The sequence below is a fragment of the Variovorax boronicumulans genome (assembly GCF_030812215.1).
Lineage (GTDB): Bacteria > Pseudomonadota > Gammaproteobacteria > Burkholderiales > Burkholderiaceae_C > Variovorax > Variovorax boronicumulans_C.
The window spans coordinates 14,510-32,256 of sequence record NZ_JAUSSG010000008.1; the positions used below are offsets into that span (position 1 = coordinate 14,510).

Annotated in this window: 16 protein-coding genes; 15 read left to right on the top strand and 1 reads right to left on the bottom strand. The window is 67.4% G+C overall.

All coding sequences use genetic code 11. From position 1 onward, the window contains the following. Positions 1–25 precede the first annotated feature (25 nt). From J2W23_RS20780 to J2W23_RS20820, 9 genes are all read left to right on the top strand, one after another. Positions 26–1,924, top strand: a complete 1,899-nt coding sequence (locus J2W23_RS20780; RefSeq protein WP_218104719.1) for an amidohydrolase — start codon at positions 26–28, stop codon at positions 1,922–1,924. After that, the gene (locus J2W23_RS20785; RefSeq protein WP_373423967.1) at positions 1,924–2,331 is read left to right on the top strand and encodes a DoxX family protein; all 408 of its coding nucleotides are present in this window, start codon (positions 1,924–1,926) and stop codon (positions 2,329–2,331) included. Before J2W23_RS20780 ends, J2W23_RS20785 begins: the two co-directional genes overlap by 1 nt. Continuing rightward, on the top strand, positions 2,324–3,904 hold the full coding sequence (locus J2W23_RS20790; protein WP_176660151.1) for an MFS transporter: 1,581 nt from the start codon (positions 2,324–2,326) through the stop codon (positions 3,902–3,904). Before J2W23_RS20785 ends, J2W23_RS20790 begins: the two co-directional genes overlap by 8 nt. Positions 3,905–3,967: 63 nt before the next feature. Continuing rightward, complete coding sequence (gene dapF, locus J2W23_RS20795; protein ID WP_307650090.1) at positions 3,968–4,852, top strand: diaminopimelate epimerase; 885 nt, start codon at positions 3,968–3,970, stop codon at positions 4,850–4,852. Then, a complete protein-coding gene (locus tag J2W23_RS20800; protein WP_176660153.1) occupies positions 4,849–5,544 on the top strand; it encodes a DUF484 family protein in 696 nt (231 codons plus the stop codon). Before dapF ends, J2W23_RS20800 begins: the two co-directional genes overlap by 4 nt. After that, the gene (locus J2W23_RS20805; protein ID WP_307650091.1) at positions 5,541–6,176 is read left to right on the top strand and encodes a YdcF family protein; all 636 of its coding nucleotides are present in this window, start codon (positions 5,541–5,543) and stop codon (positions 6,174–6,176) included. The genes J2W23_RS20800 and J2W23_RS20805 overlap by 4 nt, the downstream gene beginning before the upstream one ends. Then, the gene (locus J2W23_RS20810) at positions 6,160–7,113 is read left to right on the top strand and encodes a tyrosine recombinase XerC (protein ID WP_307650092.1); all 954 of its coding nucleotides are present in this window, start codon (positions 6,160–6,162) and stop codon (positions 7,111–7,113) included. Before J2W23_RS20805 ends, J2W23_RS20810 begins: the two co-directional genes overlap by 17 nt. 20 nt (positions 7,114–7,133) lie before the next feature. Continuing rightward, complete coding sequence (locus tag J2W23_RS20815; protein WP_307650093.1) at positions 7,134–8,354, top strand: class I SAM-dependent rRNA methyltransferase; 1,221 nt, start codon at positions 7,134–7,136, stop codon at positions 8,352–8,354. A 97-nt stretch (positions 8,355–8,451) separates the two neighbouring features. Then, the gene (locus tag J2W23_RS20820) at positions 8,452–9,504 is read left to right on the top strand and encodes a CobW family GTP-binding protein (RefSeq protein ID WP_176660157.1); all 1,053 of its coding nucleotides are present in this window, start codon (positions 8,452–8,454) and stop codon (positions 9,502–9,504) included. An 82-nt stretch (positions 9,505–9,586) separates the two neighbouring features. Here J2W23_RS20820 and J2W23_RS20825 read toward each other — a convergent pair whose 3' ends face one another. Next, on the bottom strand, positions 9,587–11,098 hold the full coding sequence (locus tag J2W23_RS20825) for a YdgA family protein (protein WP_307650094.1): 1,512 nt from the start codon (positions 11,096–11,098) through the stop codon (positions 9,587–9,589). Between the two features lie 380 nt (positions 11,099–11,478). On the opposite strand from J2W23_RS20825, the gene dksA reads away from it, so the two are divergent. The 6 genes from dksA (at position 11,479) to rsmH (ending at position 17,734) form a co-directional block, all read left to right on the top strand. Next, positions 11,479–12,453 (top strand): RNA polymerase-binding protein DksA, encoded by a 975-nt coding sequence (dksA, locus tag J2W23_RS20830; RefSeq protein ID WP_307650328.1) that lies wholly within the window; start codon positions 11,479–11,481, stop codon positions 12,451–12,453. 48 nt (positions 12,454–12,501) lie between these two features. Further along, positions 12,502–14,172, top strand: a complete 1,671-nt coding sequence (locus tag J2W23_RS20835; protein ID WP_307650095.1) for an STAS domain-containing protein — start codon at positions 12,502–12,504, stop codon at positions 14,170–14,172. A gap of 52 nt (positions 14,173–14,224) precedes the next feature. After that, the gene (hslV, locus tag J2W23_RS20840; protein ID WP_026283873.1) at positions 14,225–14,770 is read left to right on the top strand and encodes an ATP-dependent protease subunit HslV; all 546 of its coding nucleotides are present in this window, start codon (positions 14,225–14,227) and stop codon (positions 14,768–14,770) included. 2 nt (positions 14,771–14,772) lie between these two features. Beyond that, positions 14,773–16,101: an ATP-dependent protease ATPase subunit HslU gene (gene hslU / locus J2W23_RS20845; protein ID WP_176660160.1), complete on the top strand. Its 1,329-nt coding sequence runs from the start codon at positions 14,773–14,775 to the stop codon at positions 16,099–16,101. 272 nt (positions 16,102–16,373) lie between these two features. Beyond that, positions 16,374–16,802: a division/cell wall cluster transcriptional repressor MraZ gene (gene mraZ, locus J2W23_RS20850; RefSeq protein WP_012746060.1), complete on the top strand. Its 429-nt coding sequence runs from the start codon at positions 16,374–16,376 to the stop codon at positions 16,800–16,802. An 8-nt stretch (positions 16,803–16,810) separates the two neighbouring features. Then, on the top strand, positions 16,811–17,734 hold the full coding sequence (gene rsmH / locus J2W23_RS20855; protein ID WP_307650096.1) for a 16S rRNA (cytosine(1402)-N(4))-methyltransferase RsmH: 924 nt from the start codon (positions 16,811–16,813) through the stop codon (positions 17,732–17,734). Positions 17,735–17,747 lie beyond the last annotated feature (13 nt).

Sequence of the window (17,747 nt, forward strand, 5' to 3'; positions counted from 1 at the left end):
AACCTCCCTCGCACCCGCATCGACCATGGCCAACACCCCGAACTCCACCCCCGACCTCATCCTGCGCAACGGCCGCTTCACCACGCTGGACCGCGCCAACCCCACCGCCGACGCGGTGGCGATCAAGGACGGCCGCTTCACCCGCGTGGGCCGCGCCGAAGACGTGCTGCCGCTGGCCGGCAGCCACACCCGCGTGATCGACCTGCAGGGCAAGCGCGTGCTGCCGGGTCTCATCGACAACCACCTGCACATCATTCGCGGCGGCCTGAACTACAACATGGAGCTGCGCTGGGACGGCGTGCGCAGCCTGGCCGATGCGATGTCGATGCTGCGGCGGCAGGTGGCTATCACGCCCGCACCGCAGTGGGTGCGCGTGGTGGGCGGCTTCACCGAGCACCAGTTCGCCGAGAAGCGCCTGCCGACCATCGCCGAGCTGAACGCGGTGGCGCCCGATACGCCCGTGTTCATCCTGCACCTGTACGACCGCGCGCTGCTCAATGGCGCCGCGCTGCGCGCCGTGGGCTACACCAAGGACACGCCCGCGCCGCCCGGCGGCGAGATCGTGCGCGACGGCGCCGGCAACCCGACCGGCCTGCTGCTGGCCAAGCCGAACGCGGCCATCCTCTACGCGACGCTGGCCAAGGGGCCCAAGCTGCCGTTCGACTACCAGCTCAATTCCACGCGCCACTTCATGCGCGAGCTCAACCGCCTGGGCGTGACCGGCGCCATCGACGCGGGCGGCGGCAACCAGAACTTCCCCGACGACTACGAAGTCATCCGCAAGCTGCACGACGACGGGCAGCTCACCATTCGCCTGGCCTACAACCTCTTCACACAGAAGCCCAAGGCCGAGAAGGAAGACTTCCTGAACTGGACGGCGAACTCGACGTACAAGCAGGGCGACGACTACTTCCGCCACAACGGCGCGGGCGAGATGCTGGTGTTTTCGGCGGCCGACTTCGAAGACTTTCGCCAGCCGCGTCCCGAGATGGCGCCCGAGATGGAAGGCGAGCTCGAAGGCGTGGTGCGCATCCTGGCGCAGAACCGCTGGCCGTGGCGCATGCATGCGACCTACGACGAGACCATCAGCCGCTCGCTCGACGTGTTCGAGAAGGTCAACAAGGACACGCCGCTCGCGGGCCTGAACTGGTTCTTCGACCACGCCGAGACGATCTCCGAGAAGTCGATGGACCGCATCGCCGCGCTGGGCGGCGGCGTGGCGGTGCAGCACCGCATGGCCTACCAGGGCGAGTATTTCGTGGAGCGCTACGGCCCCGGCGCGGCCGAGGCCACGCCGCCGGTCAAGAAGATGCTGGAGCGCGGCCTGAAGGTGTCGGCCGGCACCGACGCAACGCGCGTAGCCTCGTACAACCCGTGGGTGTCGCTGTCGTGGCTGGTCACGGGCAAGACGGTGGGCGGCATGCAGCTGTACCCGCAGCGCAACTGCCTGGACCGCGAAGGCGCGCTGCGCATGTGGACCGAGAACGTCACCTGGTTCTCGAACGAGCAAGGTAAGAAAGGCCGCATCGAGGCCGGCCAGCTGGCCGACCTGGTGGTGCCCGACCGCGATTTCTTCGCCTGCGCCGAATCGGAAATCGCCGACACGACCGCACTGCTCACCATGGTGGGCGGCAAGGTGGTCTACGGCGCCGGCCCGTTCGCCGCGCATGACGAAGGCACGCTGCCGCCGGCCATGCCCGACTGGTCGCCCGCGCGCACCTTCGGCGGCTATGCGGGCTGGGCCGACACGGCCGAGGGCGCGCCGATGCAGAAGGTGCTGCGCAATGCCGCAGCCGCCTGCGCCTGCGCCAACGACTGCAACGTGCACGGCCACAGCCACGCGACGGCATGGAGCAGCAAGCTGCCCATTGCCGACCTGAAGAGCTTCTGGGGCGCGCTCGGCTGCGCCTGCTGGGCGGTGTGATGAAGGCGATGCTCCGGACCCTTTCGCCCGCCGTGCGCTGGATCGCCTTGCTGCTGTTGTGCGCGGCCTACCTGCAGGGCGGCCTGAACAAGGCGATGGACTTCGACGCCGCCATCGCCGAGATGAACCACTTCGGCCTGTCGCCGGCCGGCCCGCTGGCCGCGGCGGTGATCGTGCTGGAGCTGGGCGCTGCGGCGCTCATCCTCATCGGTTTCTGGCGCTGGCTCGGCGCGCTGGCGCTCGGCGCCTTCACGCTGATGGCAACCTTCGTCGCGCTGCGCTTCTGGGAAATGCCGCTGGGGCACGAGCGCTTCATGGCCGCCAACTCTTTCTTCGAACACCTGGGCCTGGTCGGCGGCTTCCTGCTCGTCGCCTGGCTCGATCTCAAGGAGCGCCAGGATGACTGAGCCGCAAAAATCCGCCGGCGCCTTCGCGCCGCTGCGCCAGCCGGTCTTCGCGGTGCTGTGGGCCGCCACCGTGCTGGGCAACATCGGCAGCTTCATGCGCGACGTGGCCAGCTCCTGGCTGGTGACCGACCTGTCGGCGAGCCCGACGGCGGTGGCGCTGATCCAGACGGCGGCCACGCTGCCGATCTTCCTGCTGGCGATTCCGGCGGGCGTGCTCTCGGACATCCTCGACCGGCGGCGCTTTCTGATCTTCGTGCAGGTGTTGCTGGGCGCGGTGAGCGGCACGCTGCTGGTGCTCTCGCACACCGGCTCGCTCACCGTCGAATACCTGATCGCGCTGACTTTCGTGGGCGGCATCGGCGCGGCGCTGATGGGGCCGACCTGGCAGTCGATCGTGCCGGAGCTGGTGCCGCGCAGCGACCTGAAGAGCGCGGTGGCGCTCAACTCGCTGGGCATCAACATCGCGCGCTCCATCGGGCCGGCGGCGGGCGGGCTGATTCTTGCGAGCTTCGGCGCGGCGGCCACCTACGGGCTGGACGTGCTGAGCTATGTGTTCGTGATCGCGGCGCTCTTGTGGTGGAAGCGGCCGGCGGCGGTGGACAGCGGGTTGTCGGAGAACTTCTTCGGCGCCTTCCGCGCAGGCATCCGCTATACGCGGGCCAGCAAGGAACTGCATGTGGTGCTGCTGCGCGCGGCGGTGTTCTTCCTGTTCGCGAGCTCGGTGTGGGCGCTGCTGCCGCTGGTGGCGCGCCAGATGCTCGGGGGCACGGCGAGCTTCTACGGCATCCTGCTCGGCGCGGTGGGCGCGGGTGCCATCGGCGGCGCGCTGGTGATGCCGCGGCTGCGCGCCCGGCTCGATGCCGACGGCATGCTGCTGCTCGCCTCGCTGCTCACGGCCGCGGTGATGGGCGGCCTGGTGTTCGCGCCGCCGCAATGGCTCGCGGTGCCGATGCTGGGCGTCCTGGGGCTGGGCTGGATCATTGCGCTGACCACGCTCAACGGCGTGGCGCAGTCGATCCTGCCGAACTGGGTGCGCGGGCGCGGGCTGGCCGTGTACCTCACGGTGTTCAACGGCGCGATGGCCGCGGGCAGCCTGGGCTGGGGCCTGGTCGCGCAGCAGATCGGCGTGCCGGCCACGCTGGTGGCGGGCGCGGTGGGGCTGGTGGTGATGGGGCTCGCGTTCCACCGCGTGCGGCTGCCCGCCGGCGAGGCCGACCTGCAGGCCTCGAACCACTGGCCCGAGCCGCTCCTGGCCGAGCCCGTGGCGCACGACCGCGGCCCGGTGATGATCCAGGTCGAGTACCGCATCCGCAAGGACGACCGGCCGGCCTTCATGGCGGCGATGAAGCGGCTGTCGCTGGAGCGCCGCCGCGACGGCGCCTACGCCTGGGGCGTGCACGAGCACACGAACGACGCGGAACGGGTGATGGAATGGTTCCTCGTGGAGTCGTGGGCCGAGCACCTGCGCCAGCACCATCGCGTGTCGCATGCCGATGCCGACCTGCAGGCCGAGGCGCTGCGCTTCCACATCGGGCCGGGGAAGCCCGAGGTGCATCACTTCCTGGCGCTGTAGCGGGTGTAGCGGGTTTATCGGCACCGGGTCGTCAGGCGCGGTGCCGGTGGCGATAATCCCCGGATGCGAATCCGCTTTACCAAGATGCAGGGAGCCGGCAACGATTTCGTCGTGCTGGACGAAACCCGCGGCACGCTGGGCCTCACCGCCGCGCAGTACCGCTTTTTGGCCGACCGCCATTTCGGCGTCGGCGCCGACCAGATCCTCACGGTGCGGCCATCGCCGGCCGAGGGCATCGACTTCCAGTACGTGATCCACAACGCCGACGGCGGCGAGGTCGAGCAGTGCGGCAACGGCGCGCGCTGCTTCATGCGCTTCGTGAAGGAGCACAAGCTCACCGACAAGACCCAGGTGCGCGTGCAGACGCTGGCCGGCGTGATCGAGCCGCGCATGGGCGACGACGGCCGGGTGACGGTCGACATGGGCGCCCCCATCTTCGAGGCCGCGCGCGTGCCCTTCGACACCGCCGGGCTCGATGCGCAGCCCGATGGCGCCTGGGAAAAGTGGCACCTCGCGCTGGGCACACGGGCCGGCAGCGCCATCGTGTCGGTCGCGGTGCTCTCGATGGGCAATCCGCACGCGGTGCAGGTGGTCGACAACGTCGACACCGCCCCGGTGGCCGAGCAGGGCCCGCAGATCGAGCACCATCCGCGCTTTCCGCAGCGGGTGAATGCGGGCTTCATGCAGGTGGTCGACCGCTCCCACATCAGGCTGCGGGTGTTCGAGCGCGGCGCCGGCGAAACGCTGGCCTGCGGCACGGGCGCCTGCGCGGCGGTGGTGGCGGGCATCCGGCTCGGGCTGCTGGACCGACGCGTCGACGTGCAGACGCACGGCGGCATTCTCACGATCGAATGGCAGGGCGAGGGCCAGCCGGTGCTCATGACGGGCCCGGCCACGACGGTGTTCGAGGGCGACATCGAAGTGCCCGACCTCGCGGAGCAGCCATGACCCAATTCACTCAAGACAACGACGCCATGAACCCGATCACCGAAGACGACATCGCCAATTACCTGGCGAACACGCCCGACTTCTTCGAGCGCCATGCCCAGTTGCTGGCGCAGGTGCAACTCACCAGCCCCCACGGCAACCGCGCCGTGAGCCTGCAGGAGCGGCAGGCCGAGATGCTGCGCGAGAAGATCAAGGCGCTGGAGCACCGCCTGATGGACATGGTGCGCCACGGCACCGAGAACGTCGTCATCGCCGACCGGCTGCAGCGCTGGACCAGCGGGCTCCTCACCACGCGCGACCCGCGCAGCCTGCCCTACCGCATCGCGGTCGACCTGCAGTCGCTGTTCCTGGTGCCGCAGACGGCCATCAAGGTGTGGGACTGCAGCAGCGAATACCTCAACGAAGCCTATGCCCAGTGGGTGAGCGACGACGTGAAGGCGCTGGCCACCTCGCTGACCTCGCCGTACTGCGGCCTGAACTCGGGCTTCGAGGCGGCCAACTGGCTGCCGGAGCCGCAGGCGGCGATGTCGATCGCGCTGATTCCGCTGCGCGCCGATGCCGAATCGCCGGCCTTCGGCCTGCTGGTGCTCGCGTCGCCCGACGCGCAGCGCTTCAACGCCGAGATGGGCACCGACTTTCTCGAGCGCATCGCCGAGCTGGCCTCGGGCGGCCTCTCGCGGCTGCGTCCTTGAACCGGCCGCGCTGGCTGCGCCGGCCGTGGCAGGTCGCGCTGCTCGGCGCGCTCGGTGTCCTGGCGCTGGCCTATGCGGCGATCGGCGTCGTCATCTGGCAGCGCGCCGACGAGGTGCTGGACAACCCGCCGCAACGGGCCGCCGACGCGGCGCTGATCCTGGGCAGCCGGGCGTACCTGGACGGCAAGCCGAATCCCTGCCTCACGGGGCGCGTCGATACGGGCATTGCGCTCGCGCAAGCGGGCCGGGTGAAGCAACTGGTGTTCACGGGCGGCGTCGACAAGGAAGACGGGCGCATCGAGGCCGACGTGATGCAGCAGCACGCGCAAGGCCTGGGCTTTGCGGGGCCGATGCTGCAGGAGCCCGCATCGACTTCCACGCGGCTGAATCTCTCGCTCTCGCGCCCGCTGCTGCAGGCGGCCGGGGTGCGCAGCGTGGTGATCGTGTCGGAGCCCTACCACCTGTGGCGCGTGGAGCGGCTGGTGCGCATGAGCGGTTTCGACCAAACCTTCGACGTGCAGTACGCCGCCGCGCCGACCTCGTGCTGGCGCCGCTGGGGCATGCTGTTCAAGGGCGCATTGCGCGAGCCGGCAGCCATCATCAACAATGCCGGCCATGGCTATCTCTTCTGAGCCAACCGCATCCGCTCCGCCGGACTGGATCGCAAAGTACCTGGAGCATGTGCGCGTGGAGCGCCGGCTCGCGGCGCGAACGGTCGAGCTCTACGCCTTTCATCTGCAGGCGCTGAGGGAAAACGCGGCCGAGGCCAATCTGCCGCTGGACCGGGTGCAGACCGCCCACATCCGCCGCTGGATGGCCAAGCTGCACGGCGCCGGGCGCGAGCCGCGCGGCATCGCGCTGGTGCTGTCGTGCTGGCGCAGCTTCTACCGCTGGCTCGGGCATGAAGGGCTGATCGGCTTCAACCCGGTGCAGGACGTGCATGCGCCCAAGGCCGGCCGGCCGCTGCCCAAGGCGCTGGGCGTGGACGACGCGGTGCAACTGGCCGAGCTGCACGACGAAGACGCCGACCCATGGATCGAGGCGCGCGACCGCGCCATCGTCGAGCTGCTGTATGGCTGCGGCCTGCGCGTGAGCGAGCTCACGGGGCTCGATGCGCAGGCGAGCAACACGGCGCTCGGCTGGGTCGATCTCGACGCCAGGGAAGCCAATGTGCTTGGCAAGGGCAGCAAGCGCCGCATCGTGCCGGTGGGCGGCAAGGCCGCCGAGGCGCTGCAGGAATGGCTCGACGTGCGGGGCGACCGCTCGGTGCCCGCGCTTTTCGTCAGCAGCAGGGGTGCACGGATGTCGTCGCAGGCGGTGTGGAAGCTGCTGCGCGAACGCAGCCTGAAGGCCGGGCTCGCGGCGCCCGTGCATCCGCACATGCTGCGGCACTCGTTCGCGAGCCACGTGCTGCAGTCGAGCAGCGATCTGCGCGCGGTGCAGGAGCTGCTGGGGCACGCGAACATCGCGACGACACAGGTCTATACGCGGCTGGATTTCCAGCATCTGGCGAAGGTCTATGACGCGGCGCATCCACGCGCCAAGGCCCGGACCGACAAAGACAAATAAACAAGCAAGCAAGTAAAAAAATGAAAACCCTTCGCCTCAAGCCCGGCAAAGAGCGCTCGATGCAGCGCCGCCACCCGTGGGTCTTCGAATCCGCCATTGCGCGCGGCGGTGCCGACTCGGGCGAGACGGTGCGGGTGGAATCCCACGACGGCGCGTTCCTCGCCTGGGCGGCGTTCAGCCCGACCTCGAAGATCCGCGCGCGGGCCTGGAGCTTTGTCGAAACGCAGCGCATCGACGCGGCGTTCCTCGCGTCGGTGTGCGAGCGCGCCGTGCGGGCGCGCGGCCTGTTCGACCTGCAGAGCGACGGTGTGCGATTGGTCCATGGCGAAGCCGATGGCCTGCCGGGGCTGATCGTCGACCGCTACGGCGACACGCTGGTCGCGCAATTCCTCTCGGCCGGCGTGGAGCGCTGGAAAGACGCGCTGGCCGATGCGCTGCTCAAGGCCACGGGCCTCACGAAGCTCTACGAGCGCTCCGATGCCAGCGGCCGCGAGCGCGAAGGCCTGAAGCCGGTCACCGGCTGGCTGCGCGGGGAGGGCACGACCGAGATGACGATCCGCGAGCACGACTGGAAACTGTCGCTCGATATCGCGACCGGCCACAAGACCGGCTTCTATCTCGACCAGCGCGACAGCCGCCAGCGCTTTGCCGAACTCGCGAAGCACCGGCGCTTCAGGCGCGTGCTGAACTGCTTTTGCTACACGGGCGGGTTCACCGTCGCCGCGCTGGCGGGGCTCAAGGCGGCGGGCGCACTCGACGGGGCCGAGCTGGTGTCGGTCGATTCGTCGCAGCCGGCACTGAACTTCGCGCGCGCCAACATCGCGCTCAACGGCTTCGGCGGCGAGGGCTCGGGCGTGAAGACCGAGTTTCTCGACGCCAACGTCAACACGGTGCTGCGCGAATTCATCGACCAGGGCCGCACCTTCGACGCCATCGTGCTCGACCCGCCGAAGTTCGCGCCCACGGTGGCGCACGCCGAGCGCGCGGCACGCGCCTACAAGGACATCAACCGCCTCGCGCTCAAGATCCTGGAGCCGGGTGGCGTGCTGCTGACTTTTTCGTGCTCGGGCGGCATCAGCGCCGACCTGTTCCACAAGATCGTGGCCTCGGCCGGACTGGACGCGAACGTGGACGGTTACATCAGCGAACGCCTGGGCGCGGCGCCTGACCATCCAATGACGATCGAATTCCCCGAAGGGGAGTATCTGAAGGGCCTGGTGGTGGTGCGCAAGCCCGCCTGAAAATCCCGCTTGACCCCTTCGCCAACGCAACTCAGTGGCATTGGCTAAACTGCCCGCCACCCCCCGTTTTTAGTTTTCCGCTTCCGGAGCATCCCTCATGGCCCTCATTCCCGCGACCATCCTCACCGGCTTTCTAGGCTCGGGCAAAACCACGCTGCTCAAGCGCATCCTGACCGAGGCCCATGGCCAGAAGATCGCGGTCATCGAGAACGAGTTCGGCGAAGAGAACATCGACAGCGACATCCTCGTGACCGAGTCGAAAGAGCAGATCGTGCAGATGAGCAACGGCTGCGTCTGCTGCACCATCCGCGAAGACCTGCGCGAAGCGCTGCAGCTGCTGGCCGCCAAGAAGCGCCAGGGCCTCCTGGATTTCGATCGCGTGGTGATCGAGACCACCGGCCTGGCAGACCCCGGCCCGGTGGCCCAGACCTTCTTCATGGACGACGAGATCGCCGAGAGCTACCTGCTCGACTCGATCCTCACGCTGGTCGATGCCAAGCACGCGCCGCAGCAGCTGAACGACCGCCAGGAAGCGCGCCGCCAGGTGGGCTTTGCCGACCAGATCTTCATCAGCAAGAGCGAGCTGGTGTCGGCCGAGGAAACCGAGGCGCTGATCCATCGCCTCAAGCACATGAACCCGCGCGCGCCGCAGCAGAAGGCGCACTTCGGCGATGTGCCGCTCAAGGACATCTTCGACCTGCGCGGCTTCAACCTGAACGCCAAGCTCGACATCGACCCCGACTTCCTCAAGGAAGACGATCACGACCACCACGACCATGACCACGCGCATGGCGAGCATTGCGACCATCCCTCGCACAAGCACGAAGGCCACGGCCACCATCACCACACGGACGACGACGTGAAGAGCTTCGTGTACAAGGCCGACCGCGCGTTCGATCCGGCCAAGCTCGAAGACTTCCTGGGCGCCATCGTCAACATCTACGGCCCGCGCATGCTGCGCTACAAGGGCGTGCTGAACATGAAGGGCACCGAGCGCAAGGTGATCTTCCAGGGCGTGCACCAGTTGATGGGCAGCGACCTGGGCCCGGAGTGGGGCAAGGACGAAAACCGCCAGAGCCGCATGGTGTTCATCGGCATCGAACTGCCGCGCGAAATTCTCGAGCAGGGGCTCGAGCAGTGCCTGGTGTGACGACAGCCTGCTGCTGACTCACCCAAGGAAAAAGGCGCTGCCCCGGAAGGGACAGCGCCTTTTTCAATGGCGTCGAAGCTGCTTACTTGCCCAGTTCGCTCAGCGGCTTGCCGTTGACCTTCAGGCTGCCGTCGCTGAATTCGACCTGCCCGGTGACGTGCTCGCCATCGCGCTTGACGAAGCCCTTTTCCTCGCCTTGCTCGACCAGTCCCGCCACCATTTCGGGCGGCGGCGTCTGGCCGCTCTCGGCGCCGGTGGCGGCGATCTGCTCGAGCCATTGCACCGGCAGCCGCGCGTTGGCCTTGAGCACGCCGCGCTTGAGCAGCAGCGCCATGCCCGGGGCCTGCAGGTCTTCGTCGGTCACGCCGACCATGCCGGCCGTGTAGCTGACTTCGCCGCGCTTGCCGCCGATCTCGACCACCATCTTGTCCAGCCCGAATTCGGGGCTGTACTTGGCCATGGCCTTCAGATCGGGGGCGAGCTGGTCGGCCAGCGCCTTCATCGCGGCCTGCGTGGCCTTGCTGCTCTTGCCGCAGCCGGCAGCCGCGCTGGATTGCAGGTACGCGTCGGCCAGCTTCTTGTAGCCGGCGGCGTGAATGCGGCGGCCACCGCTGGACATCTCGAACTTGTCGATGCTCGTCTCGCCGATCTTGCCCTGGCCCTTGAGGGTGGCGTCGGAGGCGTAGAGGCCGTCCTTGATGGTGGCTTCGCCGGTCAGGTCGACGTTCTGCAGCAGCACCTTCACGGGCTTGCGCGTGCCGGCCGGCTCGTCGGCATCGGCACTGCCCCCGAGGCCCTTGGTGGCGGAGAACTCGAAGGACTCGAGGCGGCCTTCGCTCTTGCCGGTGGCCAGGATCCAGCCCGCGCTGTTGTCCATGTCGGCCTTGGCGGTGAGCTTGCCCATCTTCATTTGCAGGCCCTTGGGCGCATCGTTGAAGTCCAGGCCGGGCATCGTCAGGTCGTAGCGCGCCTTGGTGCGCGCGGCGTTCACTTCGATGTGGGCCTGCGCGCCCTGCCATGCGAACTCGCCCTTGCCTTCTTCGGCCAGCTTGACGGGCGCGACCGCCATGTCGATGGCGTAGCTGCCGTCGAAACCGACCTTGGTGAATGCCGTCAGCGGCTTGGCCTTGCCGAACAGCTTTTCGGCCTCGGCCTGGCCCTTGATGTCGAGCACCAGCTCGCTGTCGATGGTGGCCGCCGCGAACTTGCCGCCGGCGATCGGGCCGTGGTGGATGGTGTCGCGGATGGTGATGCGCAGGGGCTTGGGCGGCTTGGCGTCCGCTTCGTCGCCGTCTTCTTCTTCCTCCTGCGGCTCCTCGCCTTCCGCGGGCTTGGCGGCGGGCGCCTGCGCCACGGCCGGGGCCGTGGAGGCATCGGCCGCGCAGCCGATTTCCAGCGTCACGGTGCTGACGGCGCCGAAGAAGCCGCGCTCGTACTTGCGCTCGGTCACGCGCAACAGCGCGGTCTGCCTGGGCATCTCGTCGAGTGCGGTGTCGTAGATCGAGCGGACCTTCGAACCGGTCCACCAGGTGCTTCCTCCGTAGGCGACGACGATGGCCGCGGCCACGGCTCCCAGAACTGCTTTCTTGCTCAAGACTTGCTTTCTTTTATCGAATGATTGGATGGGCCCGCATCGCCCGGGGGCACGGCGAGCCTCGCGTCGCCCCCTCCGGCAACGCCGGCCGATGCTACCGGAGGCGACCGGCATGCAGACACATCGCCAGCGGTTTCGAGTTCTCTATACAATCGCGCGCCTGTTCCGGGAGCCACGCCCAGTCCTGTTGGACAAGATGTGACTTCCGGCACGGGGCGCCGCACGTTTCTGCAGGGCTTTCGGGGGTATAACCCCGGGGTTCGCAACTCGCGAGCACCCCGACAACGTGGAGCCCGCGCGGCACGAAAGCCGCGAGTGGTTCCCATGGGAGGAGACACCCAGTGAAAGCGCGTTCCAGTTCGTCCAAGGAGCCAGTCACCGTGAAGAAACCCGCCGCCAAGGCCACGCCAGCATCCAAGCCCGCCGCAAAGAAGGCGCCGGCTGCGAAGGCTGTACCCGCGGCGAAAAAGGTTTCCGCCACCGCGAAAGCGCCTGCAACGAAGGAGAAAAGCGCGTCCAAAAAGCCCGCAGCACCACCGGTCAAGGCCGCCACCGCTGCGACAAAGAAGTCCGTCAAGCCCGCCAAGCCTGCAACAGCAACCAAGACCGCAGGCACGGGTCCATCGTCATCCAAACCCGTCGGCCGCCCTGCTGCCGTTCCTTCTGCTCCCCCGATCCCCATGAAAAAAACGGCTGCCGCCTCCTCTTCCGCCCCGGCGACACCCTCGATGCCCGCTCAAACCGCCACGCCCGCACCCGCCGCGCGTGGGGGCCGCGTGTCCCGGCTGTCGCAACTGACCGTTCCTTCGATGCCGCAGTCCGTGGCGTCGACCGCCGCCAAGTCCAGCTTCTCGCAGGCGCCGTCCACCGCGCTGGTGCCGCCGCCGCCGCTGGCCGTCAAGAAAGACCCCAAGCTCGCGAACAACTGGAAGACCAAGTCGCCCGCCGAGCTGACCGATGCCGAAGTCATCGCGATGCCCGACACCGAGTACATGAACGAAAAGCAGATGGCGTTCTTCCGCCTGAAGCTCGAGGAACTCAAGCGCGGCATCCTGGAAAACGCCGGCGAGACCACCGAGCACCTGCGTGAAGACACGGTGGTCGTGCCCGATCCGGCCGACCGCGCCACCATCGAGGAAGAACACGCCCTCGAACTGCGCACCCGTGACCGCGAACGCAAGCTGCTCAAGAAGATCGAGCAGTCGATCCAGCGCATCGACGCCGGCGACTACGGCTACTGCGACGAGACCGGCGAGCCCATCGGCGTCGGCCGCCTCTTGGCCCGCCCGACCGCCACGCTGTCGCTCGAGGCGCAACAGCGCCGCGAACTCAAGCAGAAAATGTTCGGGGATTGAACAGGTTCGCGGTAGATAAGACCCAGCCCGTTCGATAGTCTTCACCGAATGCCAAAGGAAGAATCGGGCCGCCTTTTCTCGAAGGTGGCCAAGTTTGTCCGCAATCCGCTCAAGGATTGGTCGGAGCTGGATGCGCCTTCCTCCACGACATCGGACTCCTCGCTCCCCGAGCAGACCTACAGCCGGGAGATGCTCAAGGAGATGATCGAGCGGCGCCAGCGCAACGACTTTGTGCGCCGGCGCGAGTTCGACATGCTGCGCAAGCTTCGCCAGCGCGAGGCGGCCGCCCATGCATTCGATGCGACGGTCACGCCGTCGTCGTTCAACATCAACAGCTCTTCGGAAAAGTCCGAGGGCCGCGCGCTCACGCTCAAGAAAATCGACGAGATCGAAGAGCAGATGTCGCAGCAGTGGTGGAAGGGCCGCGGCCCGAACGGCGAGACGCTGGTCAACCCGCCGCCCGATGCCGGCGCCGAGACGCTGCCGCCGGTGCATGTCGACGACCTGCTCCAGCCGCCTCCGGTGCACCGCGCCGTGGCGGCCGTGGCGCCCGTCGAGGTTGCGGGTGCGGCTGCCGAGGGCGGCGCGCCGCCGCTCTTGTCTTCCCGGCTTGCGCACGATGGTGCGCTCGAAGAAGCGGTGATCCGCTTTGCGCATGGCGACGACGCCGGCGCCGAGGCGATCCTGCTGCAGGCGCTGGCCTCCGAGAGCGCCCCGGTGGCCGACGGCGAGAACGACGCCGCGGCCGAGCGCGACGACAGCCGCTGGCGCACCCTGTTCGACCTGTACCGCGCCACCGGCGACGCCGCCAAGTTCGCGGCCGCCCGCATGCGCTACGCGCAGCGCATGAAGCGCATGGGCCCCGATTGGGTATCGCTCGAAGAGCTGGCCCGCAGCGTGAAGGCGGTGACCGCCAGCGAAGAGGCTGCAGAGCAGGACGGCGAGGGCGGTGGTGCCCAGGCCGACTGGAGCAGCCCCGCGCGCCTGGCCCGCGAAGGGCTGATGAGCCTCACGCGCGCGCTGTCGCAGGCCGGCTCGGTCTGGACGCTCGATTGGCGCTCCCTGACCGCCATCGAGCCCGAAGCGGCCGCGCCGCTGCGCGTGCTGCTGACGCATTGGGCCGATTCGCCGGTCAAGCTGCGCTTCATCGGCACCGCGCAACTGTTGGCGGTGCTGGCCGAGGCGGCGCCCAACAACGAACGTGGCACCGACGACGTCTGGTGGCAACTGCACCTGGCTGCGCTGCGGGTGATGCACCTGCCCGACGATTTCGAACTGGTGGCGCTCAACTACTGCATTACCTACGAGGTGTCGCCGCCGTCCTGGCAGGACCCGATCGGCGAATGCACCGCGCTCGCCGCGCCGCCGCCGCCAAGCCGCAGCAGCTCGGTGTGGTCGCTGCTGTCGAGTGCCGAATCGGAGAGCTTTCCAACGCACGACACCGGCTTTGCCGCGCTGGCGGGCGATCTGCGGGGGGAATCGCTGTCGTCCTGGCAGCGGCTGGACACCGACCTGCGCCACACCACGGCGCCCGTCATTTCGTGTGCGGCGCTGCTGCGCATGGACCTTGCCGCCGCCGGCACCCTGCTGAGCTGGGTGCGGGCGCGCGACGCCAATGGGGAGCGGGTGCAGTTCGTTGACGCGCACCGGCTGATCGCCGCGCTTTTCGGGCTCGTGGGCATTGCCGACCACGCCACCGTAGCCGTTCGAAAGAACTGAAACCATCCTGTTTCGGGGTTGCATTGCCCTCGGCCATCCCCAGATGGCTGCGATGGAACAGTTTCACGGCACCACCATCGTGAGCGTGCGCCGCAAGACCCCCCAAGGCGACCAGGTCGCCATTGGCGGGGACGGGCAGGTCACTCTCGGCAATATCGTCATCAAGGGCACCGCGCGCAAAGTGCGGCGCCTCTATCACGGCAAGGTGCTGGCCGGCTTTGCCGGCGCCACCGCCGACGCCTTCACGCTCTTCGAGCGCTTCGAGGCCAAGCTCGAAAAGCACCAGGGGCACCTCACTCGCGCGGCGGTCGAGCTCACCAAGGACTGGCGCACCGACCGCGTGCTGCGCAAGCTCGAGGCCATGCTGGCCGTGGCGGATGCCACCACCTCGCTCATCATCACCGGCAACGGCGACGTGCTGGAGCCCGAAGACGGCGTGATCGCCATCGGCTCGGGCGGTGCGTATGCCCAGTCGGCCGCCAAGGCGCTGATCGACAACACCGACCTCACAGCCGAGCAGATCGTGCGCAAATCGCTGGCGATCGCCGGAGAAATCTGCATTTACACGAACATGAACCACACGGTGGAAGCGCTCTGACCATGTCCATGACCCCCCAGGAAATCGTCTCCGAGCTCGACAACCACATCGTCGGGCAGCCGGCCGCCAAGCGCGCGGTGGCCATCGCCCTGCGCAACCGCTGGCGCCGCCAGCAGGTCGACGAGAAACTGCGCAGCGAGATCACCCCCAAGAACATCCTCATGATCGGCCCCACGGGCGTGGGCAAGACCGAGATCGCCCGCCGCCTCGCACGCCTGGCGGACGCACCGTTCATCAAGGTCGAGGCGACCAAGTTCACCGAGGTGGGCTATGTCGGCAAGGACGTCGATTCGATCATTCGCGATCTCGCCGAGATCGCCGTCAAGCAGACCCGCGAATCCGAAAGCGCCAAGGTGCGCGCGCGTGCGGAAGACGCCGCCGAAGACCGCATCCTCGACGTGCTGCTGCCCCCGGCGCGCGGCGCCGACGGCACGACCGCGGCGATCGATGGCCCCAACCCCACGCGCCAGGCCTTCCGCAAGAAGCTGCGGGAGCACCAGCTCGACGACAAGGAAATCGAACTCGACCTCGCCGAGACCCGCACGCCGCTCGAGATCATGGGCCCCGCCGGCATGGAAGAAATGACCGAGCAACTGCGCGGCATGTTCGGCCAGATGGGCGGCGGCAAGCGCAAGACGCGCAAGCTCAAGATCGCCGAGGCGCTGCGCCTCCTGATCGACGAGGAGGCCGCCAAGCTGGTCAACGAGGACGAGATCCGCGCGCAGGCGATCACCAACGCCGAGCAGAACGGCATCGTCTTCATCGACGAGATCGACAAGGTTGCGACGCGCAGCGAAGCGCAGGGCTCCGACGTGTCGCGCCAGGGCGTGCAGCGTGACCTGCTGCCGCTGGTCGAGGGCACGGCCGTGACCACCAAGTACGGCGTGGTGCGCACCGACCACATGCTGTTCATCGCGAGCGGCGCGTTCCACCTGAGCAAGCCGAGCGACCTGATTCCCGAGCTGCAGGGGCGTTTTCCGATCCGCGTGGAGCTGCAGTCGCTCTCGGTGTCGGACTTCGAGAGCATCCTCACGCAGACCCGCGCGTCGCTCGTGAAGCAGTACCAGGCGCTGCTCGCGACCGAGGGAGTGACGCTCGATTTCCAGCCCGACGGCGTGACCCGCCTGGCAAGCATCGCCTTCGAGGTGAACGAGCGCACCGAGAACATCGGCGCACGCCGTTTGTCGACCGTGATGGAGCGCCTGCTCGATGAGGTAAGCTTCGACGCGGCCCGCATCGAAGGTCAGACGATCCGCATCGATGCCGCTTACGTCGACGAGCGCCTTGCGGCACTAAGTCACGACGAAGACCTTTCGCGCTTCATCCTCTGAAGCCGCTTCTCCTTCCCCCTGTAACGGGGGAATGCTTCACGCATTACTTTCACTGCGTGAGCTAAGTACTTCATTTTCAACGAAATTCGCCGATTCCGAGGTTTTGGAATCGGCGCTAAGTCGTTGATTCCATTACAAAAAATACCACCAACGGCCAGTTGCGCCCCAAGTGTTTCCTGCTACAGTGCAAAAAAGTGCAGTTAAGTGGGAAAAAGTGCGGATAGTGCCTCTTTCGGGCATTGCAGCATCTCCCAACACAGGGGTTTGTGGTCGTGTTTCAAGGCGCTTCATCGCTCAGTCTGGATGCCAAGGGGCGGCTCTCCGTGCCGACCCGGCACCGTGACGTCCTGAGCGCGACGGCAGGCGGCCAGCTCACGATCACCAAGCATCCGCACGGATGCCTCATGGTGTTCCCCCGTCCCGAATGGGAAAAATTCCGCGAGCGCATCGCCGCGCTGCCGATGTCGGCGCAGTGGTGGAAGCGCGTCTTCCTCGGTAATGCGATGGATGTCGAGATGGACGGCACCGGCCGCATCCTGGTCTCGCCCGAGCTGCGCGCCGCCACGGGCATCGTGCGCGACACGCTGCTCCTGGGCATGGGCAACCACTTCGAACTCTGGGACAAGGCCACTTACGAGGCCAAGGAGGCCGAGGCCACCCAGGGCGAGATGCCGGATGTGTTTCAGGACTTCGCGTTCTGAGGACCCACGTGAACACCCCATGGACCCATACGACCGTCTTGCTGAACGAAGCGGTGGAAGCCCTTCTTTCCGGCAGCACGGCGGCAACCGGCACCTATGTCGATGCAACCTTCGGCCGGGGAGGGCACGCGCGGGCGATCCTCGCGAGGCTGGCACCGGAAGGCAGGCTGATCGCATTCGACAAGGATGCGGAAGCAGTGGCCGAAGCAGCGCGCATCTCGGATGCGCGTTTTTCCATCCGGCACCAGGGATTCCGTTCGCTGGGCGAATTGCCCGATGCCAGCGTGGCGGGCGTGCTGATGGACCTGGGCGTGAGTTCGCCGCAAATCGACAACCCGGTGCGCGGCTTCAGTTTTCGATTCGACGGCCCGCTCGACATGCGCATGGACACCACGCGCGGCGAGAGCGTGGCCGAATGGCTGGCAACGGCCGAACTTCAGCAGATTGCAGAGGTGATCCGTGACTATGGCGAAGAACGGTTTGCTGTTCAGATTGCAAAGGCGATTGTTGCTCGCCGACAAGAACGGGGCGCAATTTCAACCACCACCGAACTGGCCGAGCTCGTGGCTGGCACGGTCAAAACCCGCGAGCAGGGCCAGAACCCTGCAACGCGCACATTTCAGGCTTTTCGGATTTTCATCAACGCCGAGCTTGAAGAGCTGCAACAGGCGCTAGAGGCGAGCCTGTCCGTGTTGCAGCCCGGAGGCCGGCTCGCGGTGATCAGCTTCCATTCGCTGGAAGACCGCATCGTCAAGCAGTTCATCGCCAAGCACTCGAAGGAGGTCTACGACCGTCGAGCGCCTTTCGCTGCGCCCAAGGTGATGAAGCTCAACGCGCTCGAGCGCATCAAGCCGTCCGAAGCCGAGGTGCGCGGCAACCCGCGTTCGCGCAGCGCCATCTTGCGCGTGGCCGAACGAACGGAGGCTCAATGAGCGCCGCTCGGCC

Excerpts from the sequence above, each read along its gene's own strand:
- J2W23_RS20790 (WP_176660151.1), top strand. The coding sequence starts at position 2,324 with ATGACTGAGCCGCAAAAATCCGCCGGCGCCTTCGCGCCGCTGCGCCAG.
- J2W23_RS20780 (WP_218104719.1), top strand. The coding sequence starts at position 26 with ATGGCCAACACCCCGAACTCCACCCCCGACCTCATCCTGCGCAACGGC.
- hslV (WP_026283873.1), top strand. The coding sequence starts at position 14,225 with ATGGAACAGTTTCACGGCACCACCATCGTGAGCGTGCGCCGCAAGACC.
- J2W23_RS20785 (WP_373423967.1), top strand. The coding sequence starts at position 1,924 with ATGAAGGCGATGCTCCGGACCCTTTCGCCCGCCGTGCGCTGGATCGCC.
- dapF (WP_307650090.1), top strand. The coding sequence starts at position 3,968 with ATGCGAATCCGCTTTACCAAGATGCAGGGAGCCGGCAACGATTTCGTC.
- J2W23_RS20800 (WP_176660153.1), top strand. The coding sequence starts at position 4,849 with ATGACCCAATTCACTCAAGACAACGACGCCATGAACCCGATCACCGAA.
- J2W23_RS20810 (WP_307650092.1), top strand. The coding sequence starts at position 6,160 with ATGGCTATCTCTTCTGAGCCAACCGCATCCGCTCCGCCGGACTGGATC.
- J2W23_RS20835 (WP_307650095.1), top strand. The coding sequence starts at position 12,502 with ATGCCAAAGGAAGAATCGGGCCGCCTTTTCTCGAAGGTGGCCAAGTTT.
- hslU (WP_176660160.1), top strand. The coding sequence starts at position 14,773 with ATGTCCATGACCCCCCAGGAAATCGTCTCCGAGCTCGACAACCACATC.
- J2W23_RS20815 (WP_307650093.1), top strand. The coding sequence starts at position 7,134 with ATGAAAACCCTTCGCCTCAAGCCCGGCAAAGAGCGCTCGATGCAGCGC.
- J2W23_RS20820 (WP_176660157.1), top strand. The coding sequence starts at position 8,452 with ATGGCCCTCATTCCCGCGACCATCCTCACCGGCTTTCTAGGCTCGGGC.